Source organism: Pedomonas sp., from assembly GCF_036515995.1.
Classification (GTDB): Bacteria; Pseudomonadota; Alphaproteobacteria; order Sphingomonadales; family Sphingomonadaceae; genus Pedomonas.
This window is the reverse complement of the sequence record NZ_DATBUP010000113.1, coordinates 50,249-70,695: the sequence shown is the minus strand read 5'-3', so window position 1 is coordinate 70,695 and position 20,447 is coordinate 50,249. Positions and strand designations below refer to the sequence as shown.

Sequence of the window (20,447 nt, the reverse complement as noted above, 5' to 3'; positions counted from 1 at the left end):
AATGATCTTGGGCGATTTTCCGCCCTGCGACCGACAGTGGGTGCTTTGGCCCGGTATTAACGCGGGCTCCCGGCAGACAAGGCTACAGGGCCGGCAAGGGCCGCTTTCTCGATCTCCACGATGGACTGGAGGAAATCCACGACCGCCCGGATGCGCGGCAGCGAGCGCAGATCCGCGTGCAGGACAATCCAGTAGGCACGCTCGATCCGGATCTGCTCAGGCAGGATCGGGACGAGGCGCGGGTCTCCGGACGCGGAAAAATGGTGAAGCAGCCCCAGCCCGAAACCGGACGCAACGGCATTCTGCTGGGCAGTGATCGAGCTTGAGCGGAAATGCACTGCAGGATCGCTTACCACGTCATTCAAGAACTTGAGCTGGGGCAGATGGATCAGGTCTTCGATGTAGGAGACGAACTCCTTGCCCTTGAGGTCGTCCGGTGTGGTGATCGGATTATGGCGGGACAGATACTCGGCCGAGCCATAAAGGCCCAGGGCATAGCTGGTCAGCTTTCGGGCGATCAGCCGGCCCGACGGCGGCCGGCCCAGCGTGATGGCGATATCCGCTTCCCGCTTGGACAGGCTGAAGCTGCGGTTCTCTGCCACCAGTTCCAGGTCGAGTTGCGGGTAGGTCTCCCGGAAGCGGTGCATGTGGGGTGCAACGAGAAAGCCGCCGAATGCTTCCGGCGTTGCCAGCCGCACGGTGCCTGAGATCTGAAAGTCCTGTCCTGCAAGCCCGGCACTGATGGCAGCGGTCTCGCTCTCGATCCGTTCTGCATGCTGTACGAGCCGGTGTCCGCTTTCCGTGAGCGTGAGCCCGCGCGGCGAGCGGTGGAACAGCAGACAGCCGATGGCCTGCTCCAGCGCGGCGATTCGGCGACTGACGGTTGTGTGATCCACACCGATGCGGCGGGCAGCGTCCACCAGCCGCCCATGGCGGGCAACGGCGAGGAAGTAGCGCAGGTCGTTCCAGTCAAACATGTCGGGCTCTGCATTTTTGCACATCTGATCGGCGAAAAGCCGGTCTGGTGGGGGCAGAGTTGCACAGACTATAGGGGGAGGGAATGGATTTCCACGAGGGGAGAGGCACCATGCGCATGATCAATCACTTCATCAACGGCAAGGACGTGGCGGGCACGTCTGGCCGCTTCGGCGACGTGTTCAATCCGAACACGGGCGAGGTGCAGGCCCGGGTCGGGCTGGCGACGGCCGAGGAAGTGGATGCGGCAGTGCAGGTGGCGGCCAATGCCTTCCCCGCGTGGGCCGCGATGAACCCGCAGCGGCGCGCGCGGGTGATGTTCAACTTCAAGGTGCTCATCGAGCAGCACATGGATGAGCTGGCGGAAATGCTGTCTCTGGAGCACGGCAAGGTGATTGCCGATTCCAAGGGCGATATTCAGCGCGGCCTCGAGGTGATCGAGTTCGCCTGCGGCATCCCGCACCTCCAGAAGGGCGAGTATACGGAAGGAGCGGGGCCGGGCATCGACGTGTTCTCCATGCGCCAGCCGCTGGGCGTGGTGGCGGGTATCTCCCCGTTCAACTTCCCGGCAATGATCCCGATGTGGATGTTCGGCGTTGCGATTGCCTGCGGCAATACCTTCATTCTGAAGCCGTCCGAGCGGGACCCGTCCGTGCCGGTGAGGCTGGCCGAGCTGTTCCTGGAGGCCGGCGGCCCGGAGGGCGTGCTGAACGTGGTCCATGGCGACAAGGTGGCGGTGGACGCTATCCTCGATCATCCGGAAATCAGGGCGGTGAGCTTTGTCGGCTCTTCGGACATCGCCAACTACGTCTATGAGCGCGGCGCAGCCAATGGCAAGCGAGTGCAGGCCATGGGCGGCGCGAAGAACCACGGCATCGTGCTGCCGGACGCGGATCTGGATCAGGTGGTGCGCGACGTGATCGGCGCGGCCTATGGTTCGGCGGGCGAGCGCTGCATGGCGCTGCCGGTGGTGGTGCCGGTGGGCGACAAAACCGCCGACCGCCTGCTGGAGCGGCTGATGCCCGAAGTGCTGAAGCTGAAGGTGGGCACCTCGACCGATCCTGACGCCCAGTACGGCCCGGTGGTGACCGCCATGCACCGCGACCGGATCAAGTCCTACATCCAGATGGGTGTGGACGAGGGGGCGGAAGTGCTGCTCGACGGTCGTGACTTCAGCCTGCAGGGCTATGAGAACGGGTTCTTCGTTGGCCCGTCCCTGTTCGACCATGTGAAGCCGGGGATGCAGAGCTATCGCGACGAGATCTTTGGCCCGGTGCTTCAGCTGGTGCGCGCCCAGACGCTGGACGAGGCGATCGATCTGCCGAGCAAGCACCAGTACGGCAACGGCGTTGCCATCTTCACCAGCAATGGCAACGCGGCGCGTGAGTTCGTGCAGCGGGTGAACGTGGGCATGGTGGGCATCAACGTGCCGATCCCGGTGCCGGTGGCGTATCACAGCTTTGGCGGCTGGAAGCGCTCGGCCTTTGGCGATACCAATCAATATGGCATGGAAGGCGTTCGGTTCTACACCAAGGTCAAGACGGTGACGCAGCGCTGGCCGGTCGGGGACGTGGGCGACCAGTCGTTCATCATCCCGACCATGCGTTGATGGCGGGCCGCTGACGCCGGGCCGCTTTGGTCGGGTGCGTGCAGGTTAGGGGAGAGTCCGGCCCTGTTGCTTCGCTTCAGCGGAGCACGGGGCCGGGCCGTCTTCGCCACGAGTTTTGAAAATTGCAGATTTCAGAAGGGTTGTCACAGCGATGGATTTTCAGCTGTCTGAAGACCGGATGATGATTCAGGACATGGCCCGCAAGTTCGCCAGCGATCGCCTGCGGCCGAACGCCATGCGCTGGGATGAGGAAAAGACGCTGGACCGCGACGTGCTGCGGGAGGCGGGCAGCCTGGGTTTCGGCGCGGTCTACGTGCGGGAGGACGTGGGTGGCTCTGCGCTGAAGCGCCTGGATGCCGCGCTGATCTTCGAGGCGCTGTCGGCCGGCGACGTGAGCCACGCGGCGTTCCTGACCATCCACAACATGGCCTCGTGGATGATCGATACCTACGGCAACGACGACCAGCGCCGCCAGTGGCTGCCGAAGCTGGCCCCGCTCGACCTGATCGCCAGCTACTGCCTGACCGAGCCGTCTTCGGGTTCGGACGCCGCCTCCTTGCGCACCCGCGCGGAGCGGGACGGCGACCATTATGTGCTGAACGGCTCCAAGGCGTTCATCTCGGGTGCGGGCTTCTCGGATCTCTACGTGGTGATGGTGCGCACCGGTGAGGAAGGGCCGAAGGGCATCTCGACACTGGTGGTGGAGAAGGGCACGCCGGGCCTGTCGTTCGGGGCGAACGAGAAGAAGATGGGCTGGAACGCCCAGCCGACCGGCATCGTCAACTTCGACAACTGCCGGGTGCCGGTGGCCAACCGCCTTGGTGAGGAAGGACAGGGCTTCAAGATCGCCATGTCGGGCCTGGATGGCGGGCGCATCAACATCGGCGCCTGCTCGCTGGGCGGGGCGCAGGCAGCGCTGGACCGCGCGATTGAGTACGCCAAGACCCGCCAGCAGTTCGGCAAGCCGATCGCGGACTTTCAGGTGAACCAGTTCAAGCTGGCCGACATGGCAACAGAACTGGAGGCAGCGCGGCTGCTGCTCTACCGGGCGGCCGGCGCGTTGGATGCGGGCTCGCCGGAGAAATCCAAACTTTCTGCCATGGCCAAGCGTTTTGCCACCGATACGGGTTTTCGCATCGCCAACGAGGCGCTCCAGATCCACGGGGGCTACGGCTACCTGAAAGATTACGAGATCGAGCGCATCGTGCGCGACCTGCGGGTGCATCAGATTCTGGAAGGAACCAACGAGATCATGCGCGTGGTGATCTCGCGCGAAATGCTGAGGGGGTAAGCGCAATGGCGACCATCGCATTCATCGGCGTGGGCAACATGGGCGGCGGCATGGCCGTCAATCTGGTGAAGGCGGGCCACCGTGTGCTGGCCTGTGACCTGCTGCCGGCCAATCTGGAACGGGTTGTCAGCGAGGGCTGCGAACAGGCCGAGAGTGCTGCGGCCGCCGTTGGCGAGGCGGACGTGGTGGTCACCATGCTGCCCGCAGGCAAGCACGTGCGGGAGGTTTACGAGAACGAGGTTTTCCTGAGCGCGCAATTGGGCACGCTGATGCTGGATTGCTCCACCATCGACGTGACGACTGCGCGCGGCGTGGTGGAAGCGGCGACGGAGAAGGGCTTCGTGATGGTGGACGCGCCCGTCTCCGGCGGTGTGGCCGCCGCCAGCGCGGGCACGCTGACCTTCATGGTGGGCGGCACCGAGGAGGCGTTCAAGGCGGCGGAACCGTACCTCTCCCACATGGGCAAGGCGGTCATTCACGCAGGCGACGCGGGTGCGGGGCAGGCGGCCAAGATCTGCAACAACATGCTGCTTGCCATTTCCATGATCGGCACCTGCGAGGCGTTCAATCTGGCCGAGAAGCTGGGGCTCGATCCGCAGCGATTCTTCGAGATATCCTCCAAGGCGTCCGGGCAGTGCTGGTCGATGACAAGCTACTGCCCCGTGCCGGGCCCGGTGCCGACGGCGCCTTCCAACCGGAACTACGAGGGCGGCTTTGCCACGGCGCTGATGTTGAAGGACCTGCGCCTTGCCATGGAGGCGGCGCAGAAAGTGGGCGCGCCGACGCCGCTGGGGGCGGAATCGGAATCACTCTATTCGGTCTTCAACGGTCTGGGCGGGGCCGGGAAGGATTTTTCGGCCATCATCAAGATGCTGTCGGGCGAATGGAAGGGATGATTCCCTTCGCCGATTCTCTCGGCTGATTCGTCCTCGCAACAGAATCGATAACGGCAGTTTCTTCGGGAGCTGCCGTTTTTGTTTCGGACGAATGATTCGGAAGAGGGAGGCTTTCAGGCCAAAAGGGCTGCGATACGGCCCAGAAACGACAAAGGCCCAGAGACTTGCGTCATCTGGGCCTTCGCGTAAGTGGCTCCCCGGGCCGGATTCGAACCAGCGACCAACCGGTTAACAGCCGGTTGCTCTACCGCTGAGCTACCGGGGAATGAGGCGCTTCGTCGTCTCCGTCTCGGCGCCCCCGAAACTCGGCGCGGTCTATAACAACCTGTGCCGAACCTGCCAATACCGTAATTCTCTTTTTCGTAACTTTTTTTATCAAGGCAGGTAAATCAGTAAGAAAATCATAGTCTTGCTGGCTGATTGCCGCCGGCGAGGTTACTGCGGCGCGCCCGCGCCCGGCGAGAAGCGGCCAATGTTGCCGAACAGCTGGTCCCAGATCGAAACCTCACGGCCGCGCGTCGGGGTTTTGTCGCCGGTGGGGTCGACCTTGACGATCTCCTCCTTGCCCAGCTTGTCCACCTTGGTGACGGTGCCCTTGTCATTAAAGGCGATAACCAACACTTCATGCTTCACCGGCTTGGGCGTGAGGAACGCCAGCTGCTCGGTCTGTCGGGAGACGTAATACCAGGTGTTCGGATCGAACTCCGACTGGAGCGAGGGGCGGCCCAGCGTGCGGGTCACCGAATCCTTGTTGTCGATGCCGGGCTGGATGGCGGCGACCAGTTGCTGGTCGGCAAGGTAGCCCTTGGTGTCCTTGATCCGGGTGCAGGCTGCGGTGTTGACCGCCACGGCGGCAATGAGCAGGGTTTTGGCAAGGCCGTGCAGCATAATCGAGTCGATCTCCGTTGTCGTCGCGTTGACGATCAATCAAGAGACTTGCATATCCGCCAGAAGGCACCGGGGCAAGCGCCTGGGGTGTTGAATACGATAAGGAAACATTCGCTTGAGTTGGTTGAAGTCACTGGTTGGGTTGGCTGGCAGGCGTCGGCAGGCGGAAACGCTGTATGAGGCGCTGGTGCATCTGGTGCGCCAGCCGGACTGGTATGTGCGCGGGCAGGTGCCGGACACGGTTGACGGACGGTTCGATGTGCTGGCTCTGGTATTGTCCCTGACGTTCGCGCGTTTGCAGAAGGAAGGAGAGGCGGGCGTTCCCCTCTCCAAGGAACTGCTGGAGCTGTTCGTGGACGATATGGACAACAGCTTGCGGGAAATGGGCGTGGGCGACCTGTCGGTCGGCAAGCAGGTGCAGAAGATGGTCTCCGCCCTGAACGGCCGCCAGCAGGCCTACCGCGCGGCGCTGACCTCCGGCGATACGGTGGAGCTGGCCGATGCGCTGGTGCGTAACGCCTACCGGGGCGAGAACCCGGGCCCGAAGGCGCTGGACTGGCTGGTGGAGCGCACCCGGGGGCTGGAAGCCCGTTTGTCCGCACTGAGCTTTGACAGCCTGAAGCGCGGCGAGCTGGGAGAGGAGCGGTCATGAGTGATGCAGAGCTGAACCCGGCGAAGACGCCGGGGCCGGAGATGTCTCGTCCGGTAGAGGCGGGCAAGGTGCCGCTGCACGGTCTTGAACTCACTATTGAGGCGACCCCGAAGGAGCGCACGGCGCTGGCGGCCCGGTTTCAGATACCCGACGTTAGGAGCCTGGTGGCGAATGTGAAGCTGGAGCCAATGGGCAACGGCTTCCTGATGACCGGCCGGATGAAGGCCGAGGTGGTGCAGACCTGCGTTATCTCCAGCCATCCGGTCGAGCAGACGGTGGACGAGGCGCTGAAACTCCAGTTCTCGCCTGTCGTTGAGGAATCGGAAGAGGAACTCGAGCTGGCCGAGGGCGACCTTGACATCCTGCCGCTGGCAGGCGACGTCATGGACGTGGGCGAGGCCGTTGCCGAGACGCTGGCCCTTGCGCTTGATCCGTACCCGCGGGCATCGGATGAGGCTCTGGCCGAGGTCCGGCATCTGCTGCTGACCGAGGAGGAAGACCTCATGGCCCGCTCCCCGTTTGCCGGACTCGCACAAAAACGCAATAAACCCGATGACAAGGGTTGAATCCGGCCGCTGAATGAGTATTGTCGCGCGCTCATGTGAGCGGCCGGGTTTCCCCGGTCCAAGAGATATTTTTTAGGTGTGCCATGGCAGTACCCAAGAGAAAAACTTCCCCGTCGCGTCGCAACATGCGTCGCAGCCATCATGCGCTGAAGCCGGTCGGTCATCAGGAATGCCCGAACTGCGGCGAGCTGAAGCTGCCGCACAACGTTTGCGTCGCCTGCGGCCATTACAATGGCCGTGAGGTGATCGAGACGACGGCCTGACACAGGTTCCAACGGCTCAGATACCTAAAATGGCTCAGGGTCCGACGATCGCGCTCGACGCCATGGGCGGCGATCACGGGCCTGCCGTGGTTCTCGCCGGGGCGGAGCTTGCCCGTATCAGGTTTCCGGAAATCCGGTTCCTGATCATTGGCCGCGAAGACCAGATCAGGGTGGTTCTCAAGCAGTATCCAAAGCTTGAGGCCTGCTCTGAGGTGATTCATACGGACGACGTAGTGCTTGGCTCGGACAAACCGAGTCAGGCGCTGCGTCGTAGCCGTACGGCCAGCATGGGCGTTGCAATCCAGTCGGTGAAGGACGGGCAGGCGCAAGCCGCCGTGTCCGCCGGTAATACCGGCGCGCTCATGGCTATGTCCAAGTTCATCCTGAGAACTCATGAAGGTATCGACCGACCGGCGCTGGTGGCCATGCTGCCGACCTTGCGTTCGGAATCGGTCATGCTGGACCTGGGGGCGAACACCGAGTGTTCGGCCGAAAACCTGGTCCAGTTCGCCGTCATGGGTGCGGCTTTTGCCCGCACCGTTCTCGGCCTCAACCGACCCAAGGTCGCGCTTCTCAATATCGGGGAAGAAGACCTGAAGGGCACGGAAGACCTCAAGCAAGCCGCCACGCGCCTGCGCGAGACGGACTTGCCTATGGATTTCGTCGGCTTCACGGAAGGCGACAAGATCGGCGTGGGCGAGGTTGACGTGATCGTGACCGACGGTTTTTCGGGCAATATCGCCCTCAAGACCGCCGAAGGCACGGCCAAGCTGATTTCCGGCCTGCTGCGCCGGGCGTTCCAGCACTCGATCTGGACCAAGATCGGATACGTATTCGCCCGCTCCGGTTTGCGGGCGCTCAAATCCCACCTTGACCCGAACAATCATAACGGCGCCGTATTTCTCGGTTTGAACGGACTTGTGGTAAAGAGCCACGGCAGTGCCAATGCCCCGGGCATGGCAGCGGCCATCAGTCTGGCCTATGATCTGGTTACTGACGATATCAGCCACAGGATTGCGCAGGATCTGGAAAACTTCCGCGCAAGCCCGGCGGCTCCGACGGAGGAAGCATGAGCGGCGCGTTGAGGTCACGGGTCATCGGTTGCGGTTCTTATCTGCCCCAACGTGTGGTCTCCAACGATGAACTCGCGAAGACGGTCGATACGTCTGACGAGTGGATCATCGAGCGGACCGGCATTCGCCAGCGGCATATCGCGGCGGATGAGCAGAAGACGTCCGATCTGGCGACAGAAGCCGCCAAGGCGGCGCTGGCCCATGCCGGTGTCGATGTTTCGGAAGTCGGGCTTATCGTGGTGGCGACCGCCACCCCTGATGATACCTTTCCGGCCGTGGCCACGCAGGTGCAGCGCAAGCTGGGGATTACACACGGCGCGGCCTTTGACGTGCAGGCCGTCTGCTCGGGCTTCATCTATGCCCTGACCGTGGCCGACGCCATGGTGCGCGCAGGTCAGGCCAAGGTCGCGCTGGTGATCGGCGCGGAGACTTTCAGCCGCATCCTCGACTGGGAAGATCGCACCACCTGCGTGCTGTTCGGCGACGGCGCGGGCGCAGTTGTGCTGCGGGCCGAGGAAGCCAGCAACATCCACACCGACCACGGCGTGCTGGCCAGCCGCCTGCATTCGGACGGTCGCTACCGCGACATGCTGTACGTGGACGGCGGCCCGTCTTCCACCCGCACCACCGGTTTCCTGCGCATGAAGGGCCGGGAAGTGTTCCGCCACGCCGTCGAGAACCTTGCCTCGGTTGTGGGCGAGGTGCTGGACGAGGCCGGCTTCGAGCCCAAGGACATCGACTGGGTGGTGCCGCATCAGGCCAACCGCCGGATTCTGGAAAGCACGGCCAAGAAGCTGGGCCTTTCCATGGACCGGGTGGTGATGACCGTGGACCGCCATGCCAACACTTCCGCCGCTTCGGTTCCGCTGGCGCTTGACGCGGCGGTGAAGGATGGCCGTATCAAGTCGGGCGATCTTCTGATGCTTGAGGCGATGGGCGGCGGCTTCACCTGGGGCGGGGCCCTGGTGCGCTGGGGATAAGCGGCGGGCTAGGCGGCGCGGGCAGCGCCGCCGGACGCGACGCTGTTCAAGTTGCTTGGCCAAGTTCTTTTGATTGCATAATTTTCCGGGTTTTGGGCGTTTCGCCCTCCCGGGCAATGCTTTGGAGGCTTTTCGGCCTCCTCGCTGGCACCGGAACATTTGACCGGCGTTGTTATTCACAGTCCAGTCATGTAGGGTTCACTACTTCGGTGGTGACGAAAGGGCAAAGGCGACCTCATGTCCAGCAACACAGTCACGCGCGCCGACTTAAGCGAGGCAGTCTACGAAGAGATTGGTCTGTCGAGGGCTGAGTCCGCCGCGCTTGTCGAGCAGGTGCTCGACCTGATTTCCGACACGCTGGTGTCGGGCCAGAATGTGAAGCTTTCCTCCTTCGGCAGTTTCGTCCTGCGCCAGAAGGGCGGGCGTATCGGCCGCAACCCCAAGACCGGGGAAGAAGTGCCGATCGATCCGCGCCGGGTGCTGACCTTCAAGGCCAGCCAGGTGATGCGCGACCGTATTAACGACGGCGATGCGACTGGCGAGTAATCGCAGTTATTGATCGGCGTTGATTGTCGCCGGTGGTTTACCGGCCGGGAAAGATCGGCCGTGAGCGATCAGGAGGACCGTTGCGGGAATGAGTGAGCGAAAGTCTGCCAGCGCCTATCGGACCATCAGCGAGGTGGCTGAAAGCCTTGGCGTGCCCCAACACGTGCTGCGGTTCTGGGAAACCAAGTTTCCCGCCGTCAAGCCGCTGAAGCGGGGCGGCAATCGCCGCTATTATCGTCCCGAGGACATCGAACTCCTGCAGGTCATCCACAAGCTGCTGCATGTGGATGGCTACACCATCAAGGGCGCACAGAAACTGCTCAAGGAGCGGGGTGTGCGCTCGCTGGTGGAGGAACTGCTGGGTGGCGAGACCGCCGGAGAACTGCGGGCAGCTGCGACCGGCACGGACGCCGGCGCACAGCTGGCAGAGGCCGAGGTGGAAGCCGCGCTGGCAGAGGCCGGCATTCCCGAGGCGCTGACGGTGGAGCCCGATGTGGCGATGCCACCGGTGACAGAAGCCGGAGCGCAGCAACCGGAAACGGCCGTAACCGAGGAATCCGTGCCCGAGGTGGTGGCGGTGCTTTCGGAAGCCGCGCTTGAGGTTGAAGCGGTTGGCGGCGGTGCCCCTGTTGCGGTTGTGGTTGAGCAAAGCGCGGCCCCGGCGGCTGCGCCTGCCCGCGAGCAGGGAGCAAGCCCGGCAGAACCGACAGCAACGGTACACCCCGTCGCCCCGGCGCCGGATCGTCAGGCCCAGCGCAAGCTGCTCTCCGAGCTCAAATCCATCCGCGCCCGGCTTGCCGAAGCGCTGGGTGGCGCTGCACCTGCCGCCGGCTGACTCAACGGCGGCTGATTCGAGATTTGCATGCCTGACGAGGGGGCAGGGCAGAGTCTCTGCCGCGCCTTGCCCCGTCAGGACTCCCTCAGCCGATCGTTTAAGCCTGACTGGTGCCTTAGCCGCGGCGGACCGGCTGGCGGCGTGAAATGTCATCCAGCACGCCGACGATCTGCATTCGGGCCGAAGTCTTGCCGATGGCGCGGGAGAACAGGCCGGAGAGGCTGTTCTGGGTCGGCTCCTTGCCGATCTCGCCAAACAGGGCGCTGAGGCCTTCGACCGAGACGCCGAACGTGGCTGCGCCCGCCAGCATGCCGCCGAGGCCCGGCACGCCGAAACCGGCCCCGAAGCCGATGAGCACCTGACTGGCGACCCGGCTGCCGATGTTGTTGACCTTCTTAACCGCCGTTTCCATTTCGCCGAGGATGAGGCTGGTATCGTACTGGTCCAGTGCCTCGGCGTAGGCGCGGGCAGTGGAAAGGTCGTCCGCCTTGACCCGGCTTTGCTCCAGCATGGAGGAGCGGACGGCGGAGATGAGGTCGTCGCGGTAGGCCTGAATGTCGTCGGTGATCGGCTTGGCCTGGTTGAGGATGTAGTCGATGGTCTCATCCTTCACGTCGGCTTGGCGCTGGATCATCGACCAGACGGTGCTGACGTTGCTGGTGAGGCGACGGTCTTCCTTGCGCACGTTCTCGGTGGCGACCCACTCCCAGATCTCCGCTTCCGCGTCGGTGACGGCCTTGTGGTTCTGCACCCCGTGGATGCGGTCCTGTACCGTGCTGGCGGTGATGTCATCGAGCATCGGGGCGTATTCGGACAGGCGCATGTTGTAGGTGCCGCCGAACGCGCCGGTAATGGGAGCGGTGAAGCGGTGATGGTAGAGCGTGACCAGCCGGGCAAGCTCGGCCAGTTCCTCGGCGCGGGGGTCGGAAAGGCGCAGCAGCGCGTCGATCTCGTTCTCCTGAATATCGGAGAAGATGTCGCGATAGGCCTGGTAGTAGGCCAGCCGCCACGCGAACTGGCGCGGGTGAATCAGATGGCCGCCGCGCACCGCCGCACCTGAGAGGCGCATGCGCTGCGCTGCCGGTGCGGAACTGCTGGACTGAGCGTTGCGGTAGGCCTCCTCGAGCCGGGGGAAGTACTCTTCGATGCGTTGCTGCTCGCTGCCGTGATAGCGCTTCAGGCGCAGACGGTCATGCGGCCGGTTCTGATCCGCCAGCGAGAACAGGATGTTGCGACGCACGGCCAGACAATAGAACAGGCTGTTGTCCTCAAGCTCCTGCAGGATGAGGCCGATGGACTCGGTCTGGTTTGCATAGGCGTCGAAGGTCTGCGGTACGTCGGGGTCGAGGTCCCGCAGGTTGATGTGGATGCGCTTGTTGTTGCGGCGGAACCACTTCACGATCGCGATGAACTGGCCGACGGTGCAGCGGTAAACCGAGGGGAAGTCCTCGGGCGCGACCGGCAGCAGATCCAGCAGCACGGCGCGGTTCGACAGCACGGCGGTGGTGAGTGGCTGGCCTTCGATCCATGAACCCCAGTCCGGCGCGAGCGCGGCCTGCTCCAGCGTCTCGCCGGTGGTGCGCACATATTGGGTGTCGCCGGTCAGTAGCGAGGCGGCGAGTGCGCGCATTTCCTCGGTGGTGATGGTGTCGAATTCGATGCGGGAGAGCAGGCGCTCGTCCGCCGCCTGCATGTCGAGGATGATCTGGTGCAGGCGGTAGCCGATCTGGCGCGGCGTCAGGGTGGACTTGAGGCGCATGGTCGAGACCCCATCACGGGAGAGAAACAGTCTCGACAGGGGTTAGCGCCTGGCAGCCCGCCTGTCAGGCGGTTTCTGCGCGCTTGCCGAAGGGCGGAGCAAAGCGCGGCGATCCTGCAAATTTAGGAGTGGCAGCTAGAGCCGTTTCCGATCTGATTGGATCAGATCGCGGCTCTAAACTCTTGATTGATCGCACTTTCTTAACCGCAGGGTGTGTCACCCTGCTCGAAAGCTGCTCAATGACACTTTACCGGACTTTGGCAGGGGGCCGGCCTCCCCCTGCGCACACTGACCTGACCTTAAGATGCCAGTTCGAAAACCGCAGACCTCACGATACCGCTTCGGCGGCGGTGTCGAACTGGAGGTTGGCGAGGCGGGCGTAGAGGCCGCCTTCGGCGAGCAGTTGCTGGTGAGTGCCGGAGGCGACGATGCGGCCCTTCTCCAGCACGACGATGCGGTCTGCGCGGACCACGGTGGCGAGGCGGTGGGCGATGACGAGGGTGGTGCGGCCCGCCATCAGCTTCTCAAGCGCCTGCTGGACGAGGCGCTCCGACTCCGCATCAAGGGCGGAGGTGGCTTCGTCGAGCAGCAGGACGGGCGCATCGCGCAGGATGGCGCGGGCGATGGCGAGGCGCTGGCGCTGGCCGCCGGAGAGGCGCACGCCGGACTCGCCGAGGTAGGTGTGGATGCCGTCCGGCATGGCGCGGAGGAACTCAGCGGCGTTGGCGGCCTCGGCCGCGGCCCAGACCTCGGCCTCGGTGGCATCGGGGCGACCGTAGAGAATGTTCTCGTAAGCGGTGGCGGCGAAGATCACCGTCTCCTGCGGGACCACGGCCATGCGGGCACGCAGCTCCTGCGGGTCGGCCTTCGGCAGGGGAATGCCATCGAGTCGGATCTCGCCCGCCTGCGGGTCATAGAACCGCTGGATCAGCTGGAAGAGGGTGGACTTGCCCGCGCCGGACGGGCCGACGACTGCGACGGTCTCGCCGGGGCTGACCGCAAGCGTGAGGTCGTAAAGCGCCGGGGCGTCCTTGGCGGACGGGTAGGTGAAGCTGACGTTGTCGAACTCCACGCGGCCCTGCGCCGGAACTGGCAGGGCGACCGGATTGGCGGGCGCGCTGATGATCGGATCCGCGCGCAGCAGCTCGGACAGGCGGCCGGCGGCACCGGCTGCGCGCATGACGTCTCCGAACACTTCGGTCAGCGAGCCGATGGCACCGGCGACCAGCGCGGCCCACAGCACGAAGGCGGTGATGGCCCCGCCCGAGAGGTTGCCGGCGATCACGTCCCGCGCGCCGTCCCACAACACGAAGGTGATGGCGGAGAACACAAGAAGGATGACCAGCGCGGTGAGGATGGCGCGGGCGGTGAAGCGCTTGCGGGCGGCCGTGAACGCGCCCTCGACGATGCCGCCGAAGCGCTCGGCCTCGCGGCGCTCCTGCGTGAAAGCCTGCACAATGCGGATGGCCCCCAGCGCCTCGTCCGCCAGCGTGGCGACCTGGGCCACCGCGTCCTGGCTGCTGCGGGAGAGGGTGCGCACCCGCCGGCCGAGCACGATGATGGGCACGACGACCGCCGGGATGACGAGCAGGAGCAGCGCCGCGTGCTTGGGGCTGGTGATGAACAGGAGGAAGATGCCGCCAACGCAGGTGATGAGGTTGCGCAGCGCGACCGAGACGGAGGTGCCCACCACCTGTTCGATGATGGTGGTGTCCGCCGTCAGGCGCGAGGCGATTTCGGAGGGGCGGTTTTCCTCGAAGAACTGGGGCGAGAGCGTCAGCAGGTGGCGGTGAACCGCCGCGCGCAGATCGGCGATGACCCGCTCGCCAAGCCAGGTGACGCAGTAGAACCGCAGCGCCGTTGCCGCCGCCAGCACCACGACGATGCCGAGCAGACCGAGGAAGTAGGGCGTGATGGCGTTGGGATCATCCGCTCCGAAGCCGTTGTCCACCACGAAGCGGAAGCCCTGCGGAATGGCAAGGGTTGCGCCCGAGGCGGCGAGCAGGGAGATCACGGCAACGGTCAGGTGCCCGGGGTAACGGGTGACGAAGCGCCAGATCGTCTGAAGCTGGGACAGGCGACGCCCCAGCGAGGCGGGAGCCTGATCGCCGGAGGCAGTGGAAGCGGTGGCTGGGTCGGTCATGGGCGCACCCTTTATCAGCCTCACCGGTTCAGCACAATCACGCCGGGCAGTGAAGCCACCGGCCGGGCGCGCGACTCTTTGCCCATGAGATGGGATATGCCGGGGAGTCCGGGGACGAATCCGACAGCGCAAAACGCCCGAGGCCGATGCCCGTGCTGCGTGTGCCCCAGATGCCCGGTCGCGCGCCCGAGCGCGTGCCCAAACTCTTGCACTGGCTGGCGGCATGGAGTAGAAGCCCGCTTTCTTTCAGACGGACTGGTCGGCAACCAGCCGAAGTGAGGCACGCCATGAAGCAGAACCTGCACCCTGATTACCACATCATCACCGTCCAGATGACCGACGGCACCACCTACCAGACCCGCTCCACCTGGGGTAAGGAAGGTGACACGATGGTCCTCGAAATCGACCCTCGGTCGCACCCGGCCTGGACCGGCGGTAACCAGCGCATGATGGACCATGGCGGCATGATCTCCCGCTTCAACAAGCGCTTCGGCAGCTTCAAGCTGGGCAAGTAAGCCCGGCTTCCTTCCTGGGCACCTCCCGCGGGAGGGGGCGCGGCCTCCGCGCTGCCCGGAAGCTAAACGCCATACGGAACGGGTCGGCCTCAAAGGCCGGCCCGTTTTGTTTTGTCCGGCAAGGGGTTGAGCGGCTGCGATGCTGATAGGAAAAAACCTATTGACAAGCGTGACGATACTCTGTAGGGTTCTGGATAGTGCTGGAAAGTGTAAGCGGCGGACGGGGTAGAACCCGGCCGCTTTTTTTGTGCCTGACGGGTTTTATACCCGGTCTGGTTTTGTGTTTTAACAATTCGAGGCTGTTAAATGGCAATTGACGTGCAGCATGTTGTCCGCACATAGTTGGTTTGGAGTATGGCAGTGCGCCGCTTGTGGCTGCCGGTTCAGGATGGCGTGCCCGAGTAGTTGCCTGCCCCAGTTGCTCTGTGCCCGAGTGGTGGCGGCCCGGTGGCGGGGAGTGCAACGCAACACAAACACTCCATAAGGAAAAGCCATGAGCTTTCAGAACATGCTGCGCAGGGCAGGCCGGATGGGCCTGCGCCTGATGTTGACGGGCGGATTGATTGCGGGTCTCGCCCTTGTGGCCATGCCCGCGAAGGCAGCCGACGTGGACCTTGAGTTCACCACGCCGACGAATACGGATGCCTCGACGGTGACGGTGGATATCGGCACCCGCCGGATCTCGGTTCTCATTCCGCCGGGCACGACCGCCCCGCAGAAGCGCAATCTCATCCGCGACGCTATTCGGGCCAACCAGGTGCCGCGGTTCACCGTGGAAGACGACGGGCCGACCGGCCTGACCATCAGGTTCCTGACCCGGGGCACCAGGGTCGTCTTCTCCCCCGGTGCAACCGGGGAGGAGAAGGAAGACATCGTGGCCGGGCAGATCCTGACCGGCAGCATCGACTGGGGAACGGGGCAATACAATCCGACGGGCGCCACGGGCGAACCCTCCCGGTTCACGGCGGGGGTGATCACCGATCTGGGCGAGGCAGAGGTCACGCTGACGGCGGAGGAACTGGCCGCACTTGATGGCGCAACCATCGCGGCGGCGTTGTTCGACGAACTGCTGCCGGAAGTGGCGGGGCTTGGGGTCAGCCTTGCAAATCTGGGCGGTACACTTGCCTTCACCTTCGATCGGTCGCTGACCGTAGGCGGCGGCGTCATCTTCGGCACCACGGCGCTTTCCGAAGGGCTGTCCGGCTCGGTGGTGGTGGACGCGCCCGAGCCGGCCAGTCTGGCGCTGATGGGGCTGGGGCTGGCCGCTGCGGGCCTTGCGGCGCGCGGCCGGGGCCGGAGAACTACCAGAGCGTAGGATGGAACAAGGGCCTCGGGCAGCCTGCCTTGGCAGTGCCGCCCGAGCCTGCCGGAACGCTCGCGCTTTAGCACCGTTCTATCCGCGTGAGCAACGAAACGACCTCGCGACGGAGTAACCTGTACAGGTTCGGCAGGGTGCTCGCCATCACTCTGGCGAGTTTGGTGGGTTTGTTCCTGCTTCTGTTTGTGGTGCTTTACGTCACCAAGGGCCGCTTCCTGAAGGAGCCGGCCACGTCTCTGGCGAGCCGGGTGACGGGCCGCACGGTGGAGGTGGGCGGGGACTTCCAGCTTTACCTCGACCCGCACGTGCGGCTGCGCACGGAAGATCTCTCCATCAGCAATCCGGACTGGGTGGGGCCGGGCGCCGCGGCAGACGACGCCCTGTTTCGCGCCGAGAGGCTGGATGCTTCCATTCGGGTGCTGCCGCTGTTCGTGGGCGACGTGAGATTCCGCAGCCTCGACGTAGTGAAGGGCAGCGCCAATCTGGTGCGGGACGAAAACGGCCGGGCCTCCTGGGACTTTGGCAAAGAGAAGACCGACAAGCCCTTCGAGATGCCGCAGATCAGGGCGGCGCGGGTGGTGGACAGCCGCGTGCGCTACGACGACAAGAAGGAGGACCTGTCGGTCGACCTGAACATCGGCGACGTGGATGTGGACGACAATGCCGTCGACCAGCCGCTGACGGCGCGCGGAACGGGCCGGTCACGGGGGCTGCCGTTCCGGTTGGACGCCCGCTGGCGCGGCCAGAACGGCGCTCTGACGGGCGGGCCGCAGAACCTTGTGCTGGTGGTGAACGTGGCAGGCTCTCGCGTCGAGGTCTCCGGCGAGGTGCCGGGCACCACGACGCTGGACGGGGTGGAGTTCAACGTCGCCTCGCGCGGGCGGACGCTGGCCGCGCCGTTCCGGCTGATCGGCATCGTGGTGCCGGACACGCGAACCTATGATGTGCGCGGCATCGCCCGGAAGGATGGCGACACCTGGCGGGTGCGCGACCTGAAGGGGAGGTTCGGCGACAGCGATCTGGCGGGCACGCTGGCGGTGCATACGGCGGGCTCGTCAGGCGAGGGGCGGCTGAAGCTGGAGGCGGACCTCTCCAGCCAGAAGCTGGACATCATCGATGTGGGTCCGTGGATCGGCTACAGCCCGGAGCGGCTGGACGCGCAGGGCGGCAAGGGCGCGATCACGCAGGAAGGCGGGCGGCCCTGGCTGCTGCCCAACGCGACGCTGGCAACGGAGAGCCTTGGCAACTTCGATGCCGAGGTGCGCTATCGGGCAGGCCGGGTGCGGACGGGCAACGTGCCGATCAACGACCTCGACCTGACACTCTCGCTCGACAGGAAGCTGCTGAAGCTGGACCCGGTGGCGATCAATCTGGCGGGTGGACGGCTGACCGCCTACGTGAGCATCGACGCCCGGCAGGAAACGGTGACGACCGACTACGACCTGCGGCTTTCGCCCGCGCCGCTGTCTCGCCTGCTGGCCTCGTTCGGCGCGCTGGCGGACGGCACCACCGGCACGCTCCAGGGGCGGATGCAGCTGCGCGGCTATGGCGATACGGTGCGCAAGTCCCTGGGCTCATCGAACGGGCGCATTGCCCTCATCCTGCCGAAGGGCACGCTGTGGGTGCGCAACAACGAACTGGTGGAGCTGGACATCGGCGGCTTCATCGAGGCGGCGATCTCGGACGACCTGAAGAAACCGGCCGAAATCCGCTGCGGGCTGATCGGCTTCACGGTGAAGGACGGGCAGGCGGCCGCGGACCCGGTGCTGATCGACACCGAACGGGCGGTCATCAAGGGGCGCGGCGGGTTCTCGTTCAAGGACGAAAGCCTGGGGCTGCAGATTGAAGCAGATTCGAAGAAGGTGAGCCTGTTCTCCGCCCAGTCTCCCATCGGCCTGCAAGGCTATTTCGCGGCGCCTGGCATCAACCCGATCTCGGGCGAGCTGCTGGCGCGCGGCGGCGCGGGCGCGGCACTGGGCGTGGTGGCAACCCCGCTGGCGGCCGTGCTGGCATTCCTGGATGTGGGCGACGCCAAGGACACCAACTGCGGCCCGGTGCTGGAAGGGGCAACCGCCGCAAAGGTGAAGGCGGCCCAGCCGTCAAAGGGCGAGAGCAAGGACGCCGAGAAGCAGCGCAAGGCGGTGGAGAAGCAGGCGAAGGAAGCCCGGGAAGACGCTGAGGAAGCAGCTGAAAAGGCAGCAAAGCAGCGGGAGAAGGCGGCGCGGGAAGCCCGCGAGAAGGCCGAGGAGCAGGCTGAAGAGCAGGCAGAGAAGGCGGAGAGGGCCCGCTGAGGGCGGCCGGGCTTCCGGGCTTGCCTGACCTCACCAATACGGCAGGTCTTGGGCGGGTTGCCTGACAGGCCGGTTGGTTCGGCGAATTTCCCCGATAGTATCAGGCCATATTGCTTAGTGAATACGAGCGGCGCCTTGTCGGGCGGCCGCCAGAGGGGGAACTATGGAACGAGTGGCTTTGGTGACGGGCGCGGCAACGGGCATCGGCCGGGAGACGGCGCTGGCCTTCGCCCGCTCCGGCGCACGGGTGGTGGTGGCCGATGTGGCGGTGGCCGAGGCCGAGGAGACGGCGCACCTGATCGAGACGGCGGGCGGCAGGGCCGTGTTCGTGCGCACCGACGTGGCGTCCTCGGCTGATGTGGAAGCGATGGTGGCAACGGCGGTGCGGGAGTTCGGACGGCTGGACTACGCCTTCAACAACGCAGGCATCGCGCCGCGCGGCGCACCCATCGCCGAACTGGACGAAGAGGTGTGGCACCGCACCATCGCGGTCAACCTGACCGGCGTCTGGCTGTGTTTGAAGCACGAGTGCGCCCAGATGCTTCGCCAGGGCGGCGGTGCGATCGTCAACACTTCCTCGATCATGGGCGTGGCGAGTGGCCCAGGGCTTTCGGCCTATTCGGCGTCCAAGACCGGGGTGGTTGGCCTGACCCGCTCGGTGGCGCTGGACTATGCCCGGTCCAACATCCGGGTGAACGCGGTGTGCCCCGGCGGTATCGGCGGTACCGCCATTACCGACCGGGAAGACAACAAGGCGGACATGGACCAGCTCAAGATGATGACGCCCATGGGCCGCCTCGGCACGCCGCGCGAGATTGCCGACGCGGTGGTGTGGCTGTGTTCTGATCAGGCCTCGTTCGTGACCGGGCAGGCACTGACCGTGGACGGCGGCTTTACCGTGTGGTGAGCGGCGCGGGAGAAGAGGGGGCGGGCCTGGCTCGCCCCTGAAAGGCTCTAATAACCGACAGAAATGATTATCTTAAATTAATAAATAACATCAAATCAAAATCATGTCATAACAATTTTAAACTATCCATTTCCGAATTTGTTCTGCTATAGTTCTTGTTGTGGCGCTAGATTTTTGATTTTGCTTTGGTTTTCGTCGCAACTTTCATGGTTGATTATTAATATTTTTTTACTTCGGGGGATTCATGAGACGTCTTCTCGCGGCGGTGGTTGCCTGTCTTCTGGCGACCGGCCCGACCATGGCCATGGCTCAGCAATTTACAGGCAAACGTGCGGAAGTCCGCCTCGGGGCGGATCTCAATGGTGCAGACCTGTGGGAGGCCTATGACTATATCGACGGCTATTACCGCATGAATGACGAGCGCCGCTTCCACAGTGCGGAGGCTGGTTTCAGCTATGGGCTGGGCCTTGGGTATGACATTCCGCTCAGTGGCCGGGTCGTTGCCGGAGTGGAAGCGACGCTCGACTTCTCGACGGCAAAGACCTGCACCTCTGATTTTTACCAGTGGGAAGACTTCTGCCTGAAGGCCGGACGCGACATCGGCCTTGGCATTCGCGCCGGAGCCGTTGTCGCGCCCGGCACCCTGCTGTTCGTGAAGGCCGGCTACGCCAGCGGCCGCATCAAGATGACCGGGAGAGACTTGCTCTGGGGCGGCACCCTGTCCGAGGGTAAGAGCCGCGACGGCCTGCGCATCGGCGGGGGACTGGAGGCGGCCTTGTCCCGCAGGCTCTACCTGAAGGCGGAATACTCCTATACCGACTACAGCAACTGGCAGGACCGCTTCGAGCAGGTCGAGCAGTGGCTCCGCTTCCGGCAGGAGGCCCGCCTCGACTTTGACCGCCACAAGATGCTGGCCGTGGTGGGAGCGCGCTTCTGAGGC

General features: G+C 64.5%; 19 protein-coding genes and 1 tRNA gene. 15 read left to right on the top strand and 5 right to left on the bottom strand.

The features are described from left to right. Window positions 1-56: 56 nt before the first annotated feature. Complete coding sequence (locus VIG90_RS08700) at window positions 57-977, bottom strand: LysR family transcriptional regulator (RefSeq protein WP_331593102.1); 921 nt, start codon at window positions 975-977, stop codon at window positions 57-59. Window positions 978-1,087: 110 nt separating this feature from the next. Between VIG90_RS08700 and VIG90_RS08695 the strand changes: the two genes are divergently transcribed. The 3 genes from VIG90_RS08695 to mmsB all read left to right on the top strand — a co-directional run bounded on the left by VIG90_RS08695 (window position 1,088) and on the right by mmsB (window position 4,771). Continuing rightward, window positions 1,088-2,584, top strand: a complete 1,497-nt coding sequence (locus tag VIG90_RS08695) for a CoA-acylating methylmalonate-semialdehyde dehydrogenase (protein ID WP_331593101.1) — start codon at window positions 1,088-1,090, stop codon at window positions 2,582-2,584. 151 nt (window positions 2,585-2,735) lie between these two features. Next, the gene (locus tag VIG90_RS08690; protein WP_331593100.1) at window positions 2,736-3,875 is read left to right on the top strand and encodes an isobutyryl-CoA dehydrogenase; all 1,140 of its coding nucleotides are present in this window, start codon (window positions 2,736-2,738) and stop codon (window positions 3,873-3,875) included. Between the two features lie 5 nt (window positions 3,876-3,880). Continuing rightward, entirely contained in the window at window positions 3,881-4,771 is an 891-nt protein-coding gene (mmsB, locus tag VIG90_RS08685; RefSeq protein ID WP_331593099.1) for a 3-hydroxyisobutyrate dehydrogenase, read from the top strand. Between the two features lie 190 nt (window positions 4,772-4,961). On the opposite strand, the gene VIG90_RS08680 is transcribed toward mmsB, so the two are convergent. Together VIG90_RS08680 and VIG90_RS08675 are read right to left on the bottom strand one after the other, a co-directional pair. Next, window positions 4,962-5,036 (bottom strand) — tRNA-Asn (locus tag VIG90_RS08680). Window positions 5,037-5,206: 170 nt separating this feature from the next. Continuing rightward, window positions 5,207-5,698, bottom strand: coding sequence for an outer membrane protein assembly factor BamE (locus tag VIG90_RS08675; protein ID WP_331593098.1), 492 nt, complete (start codon window positions 5,696-5,698; stop codon window positions 5,207-5,209). A gap of 76 nt (window positions 5,699-5,774) precedes the next feature. Between VIG90_RS08675 and VIG90_RS08670 the strand changes: the two genes are divergently transcribed. The 7 genes from VIG90_RS08670 (at window position 5,775) to VIG90_RS08640 (ending at window position 10,574) form a co-directional block, all read left to right on the top strand. After that, on the top strand, window positions 5,775-6,311 hold the full coding sequence (locus VIG90_RS08670; RefSeq protein WP_331593097.1) for a ubiquinol-cytochrome C chaperone family protein: 537 nt from the start codon (window positions 5,775-5,777) through the stop codon (window positions 6,309-6,311). Beyond that, entirely contained in the window at window positions 6,308-6,877 is a 570-nt protein-coding gene (locus VIG90_RS08665) for a DUF177 domain-containing protein (RefSeq protein ID WP_331593096.1), read from the top strand. The genes VIG90_RS08670 and VIG90_RS08665 overlap by 4 nt, the downstream gene beginning before the upstream one ends. A gap of 83 nt (window positions 6,878-6,960) precedes the next feature. After that, window positions 6,961-7,140: a 50S ribosomal protein L32 gene (rpmF, locus tag VIG90_RS08660; protein ID WP_331593095.1), complete on the top strand. Its 180-nt coding sequence runs from the start codon at window positions 6,961-6,963 to the stop codon at window positions 7,138-7,140. Between the two features lie 29 nt (window positions 7,141-7,169). Then, window positions 7,170-8,213, top strand: coding sequence for a phosphate acyltransferase PlsX (gene plsX / locus VIG90_RS08655; RefSeq protein ID WP_331593094.1), 1,044 nt, complete (start codon window positions 7,170-7,172; stop codon window positions 8,211-8,213). Next, entirely contained in the window at window positions 8,210-9,193 is a 984-nt protein-coding gene (locus tag VIG90_RS08650) for a beta-ketoacyl-ACP synthase III (protein ID WP_331593093.1), read from the top strand. The genes plsX and VIG90_RS08650 overlap by 4 nt, the downstream gene beginning before the upstream one ends. A gap of 237 nt (window positions 9,194-9,430) precedes the next feature. Beyond that, complete coding sequence (locus tag VIG90_RS08645; protein WP_331593092.1) at window positions 9,431-9,739, top strand: integration host factor subunit alpha; 309 nt, start codon at window positions 9,431-9,433, stop codon at window positions 9,737-9,739. A gap of 88 nt (window positions 9,740-9,827) precedes the next feature. After that, window positions 9,828-10,574 carry a MerR family transcriptional regulator gene (locus tag VIG90_RS08640; protein WP_331593091.1) on the top strand — a complete coding sequence of 249 codons (747 nt, stop codon included), beginning with the start codon at window positions 9,828-9,830 and terminating at the stop codon, window positions 10,572-10,574. A 115-nt stretch (window positions 10,575-10,689) separates the two neighbouring features. Here the strand turns inward: VIG90_RS08640 and VIG90_RS08635 are convergent, their stop codons facing one another. Next, complete coding sequence (locus tag VIG90_RS08635) at window positions 10,690-12,333, bottom strand: hypothetical protein (protein ID WP_331593090.1); 1,644 nt, start codon at window positions 12,331-12,333, stop codon at window positions 10,690-10,692. A 328-nt stretch (window positions 12,334-12,661) separates the two neighbouring features. Beyond that, window positions 12,662-14,476 carry an ABC transporter transmembrane domain-containing protein gene (locus VIG90_RS08630; RefSeq protein WP_331593089.1) on the bottom strand — a complete coding sequence of 605 codons (1,815 nt, stop codon included), beginning with the start codon at window positions 14,474-14,476 and terminating at the stop codon, window positions 12,662-12,664. 287 nt (window positions 14,477-14,763) lie between these two features. Between VIG90_RS08630 and rpmE the strand changes: the two genes are divergently transcribed. From rpmE to VIG90_RS08605, 5 genes are all read left to right on the top strand, one after another. Further along, complete coding sequence (rpmE, locus tag VIG90_RS08625; RefSeq protein ID WP_331593088.1) at window positions 14,764-14,991, top strand: 50S ribosomal protein L31; 228 nt, start codon at window positions 14,764-14,766, stop codon at window positions 14,989-14,991. A 493-nt stretch (window positions 14,992-15,484) separates the two neighbouring features. Next, a complete protein-coding gene (locus VIG90_RS08620) occupies window positions 15,485-16,306 on the top strand; it encodes a PEP-CTERM sorting domain-containing protein (protein ID WP_331593087.1) in 822 nt (273 codons plus the stop codon). A gap of 86 nt (window positions 16,307-16,392) precedes the next feature. Beyond that, window positions 16,393-18,600: an AsmA family protein gene (locus tag VIG90_RS08615; RefSeq protein ID WP_331593086.1), complete on the top strand. Its 2,208-nt coding sequence runs from the start codon at window positions 16,393-16,395 to the stop codon at window positions 18,598-18,600. A 163-nt stretch (window positions 18,601-18,763) separates the two neighbouring features. Continuing rightward, the gene (locus VIG90_RS08610) at window positions 18,764-19,507 is read left to right on the top strand and encodes a glucose 1-dehydrogenase (RefSeq protein WP_331593085.1); all 744 of its coding nucleotides are present in this window, start codon (window positions 18,764-18,766) and stop codon (window positions 19,505-19,507) included. 244 nt (window positions 19,508-19,751) lie between these two features. Beyond that, window positions 19,752-20,444 (top strand): porin family protein, encoded by a 693-nt coding sequence (locus VIG90_RS08605; protein WP_331593084.1) that lies wholly within the window; start codon window positions 19,752-19,754, stop codon window positions 20,442-20,444. The last annotated feature ends 3 nt before the right edge of the window (window positions 20,445-20,447 follow it).

Bases quoted from the DNA above. Each gene is read 5' to 3' on its own strand.
- plsX (WP_331593094.1), top strand. From the start codon at position 7,170: ATGGCTCAGGGTCCGACGATCGCGCTCGACGCCATGGGCGGCGATCAC.
- VIG90_RS08605 (WP_331593084.1), top strand. From the start codon at position 19,752: ATGAGACGTCTTCTCGCGGCGGTGGTTGCCTGTCTTCTGGCGACCGGC.
- VIG90_RS08690 (WP_331593100.1), top strand. From the start codon at position 2,736: ATGGATTTTCAGCTGTCTGAAGACCGGATGATGATTCAGGACATGGCC.
- VIG90_RS08630 (WP_331593089.1), bottom strand. From the start codon at position 14,476: ATGACCGACCCAGCCACCGCTTCCACTGCCTCCGGCGATCAGGCTCCC.
- VIG90_RS08645 (WP_331593092.1), top strand. From the start codon at position 9,431: ATGTCCAGCAACACAGTCACGCGCGCCGACTTAAGCGAGGCAGTCTAC.
- VIG90_RS08700 (WP_331593102.1), bottom strand. From the start codon at position 977: ATGTTTGACTGGAACGACCTGCGCTACTTCCTCGCCGTTGCCCGCCAT.
- VIG90_RS08665 (WP_331593096.1), top strand. From the start codon at position 6,308: ATGAGTGATGCAGAGCTGAACCCGGCGAAGACGCCGGGGCCGGAGATG.
- rpmE (WP_331593088.1), top strand. From the start codon at position 14,764: ATGAAGCAGAACCTGCACCCTGATTACCACATCATCACCGTCCAGATG.
- VIG90_RS08610 (WP_331593085.1), top strand. From the start codon at position 18,764: ATGGAACGAGTGGCTTTGGTGACGGGCGCGGCAACGGGCATCGGCCGG.
- VIG90_RS08620 (WP_331593087.1), top strand. From the start codon at position 15,485: ATGAGCTTTCAGAACATGCTGCGCAGGGCAGGCCGGATGGGCCTGCGC.
- VIG90_RS08650 (WP_331593093.1), top strand. From the start codon at position 8,210: ATGAGCGGCGCGTTGAGGTCACGGGTCATCGGTTGCGGTTCTTATCTG.
- rpmF (WP_331593095.1), top strand. From the start codon at position 6,961: ATGGCAGTACCCAAGAGAAAAACTTCCCCGTCGCGTCGCAACATGCGT.
- VIG90_RS08640 (WP_331593091.1), top strand. From the start codon at position 9,828: ATGAGTGAGCGAAAGTCTGCCAGCGCCTATCGGACCATCAGCGAGGTG.
- mmsB (WP_331593099.1), top strand. From the start codon at position 3,881: ATGGCGACCATCGCATTCATCGGCGTGGGCAACATGGGCGGCGGCATG.
- VIG90_RS08695 (WP_331593101.1), top strand. From the start codon at position 1,088: ATGCGCATGATCAATCACTTCATCAACGGCAAGGACGTGGCGGGCACG.
- VIG90_RS08635 (WP_331593090.1), bottom strand. From the start codon at position 12,333: ATGCGCCTCAAGTCCACCCTGACGCCGCGCCAGATCGGCTACCGCCTG.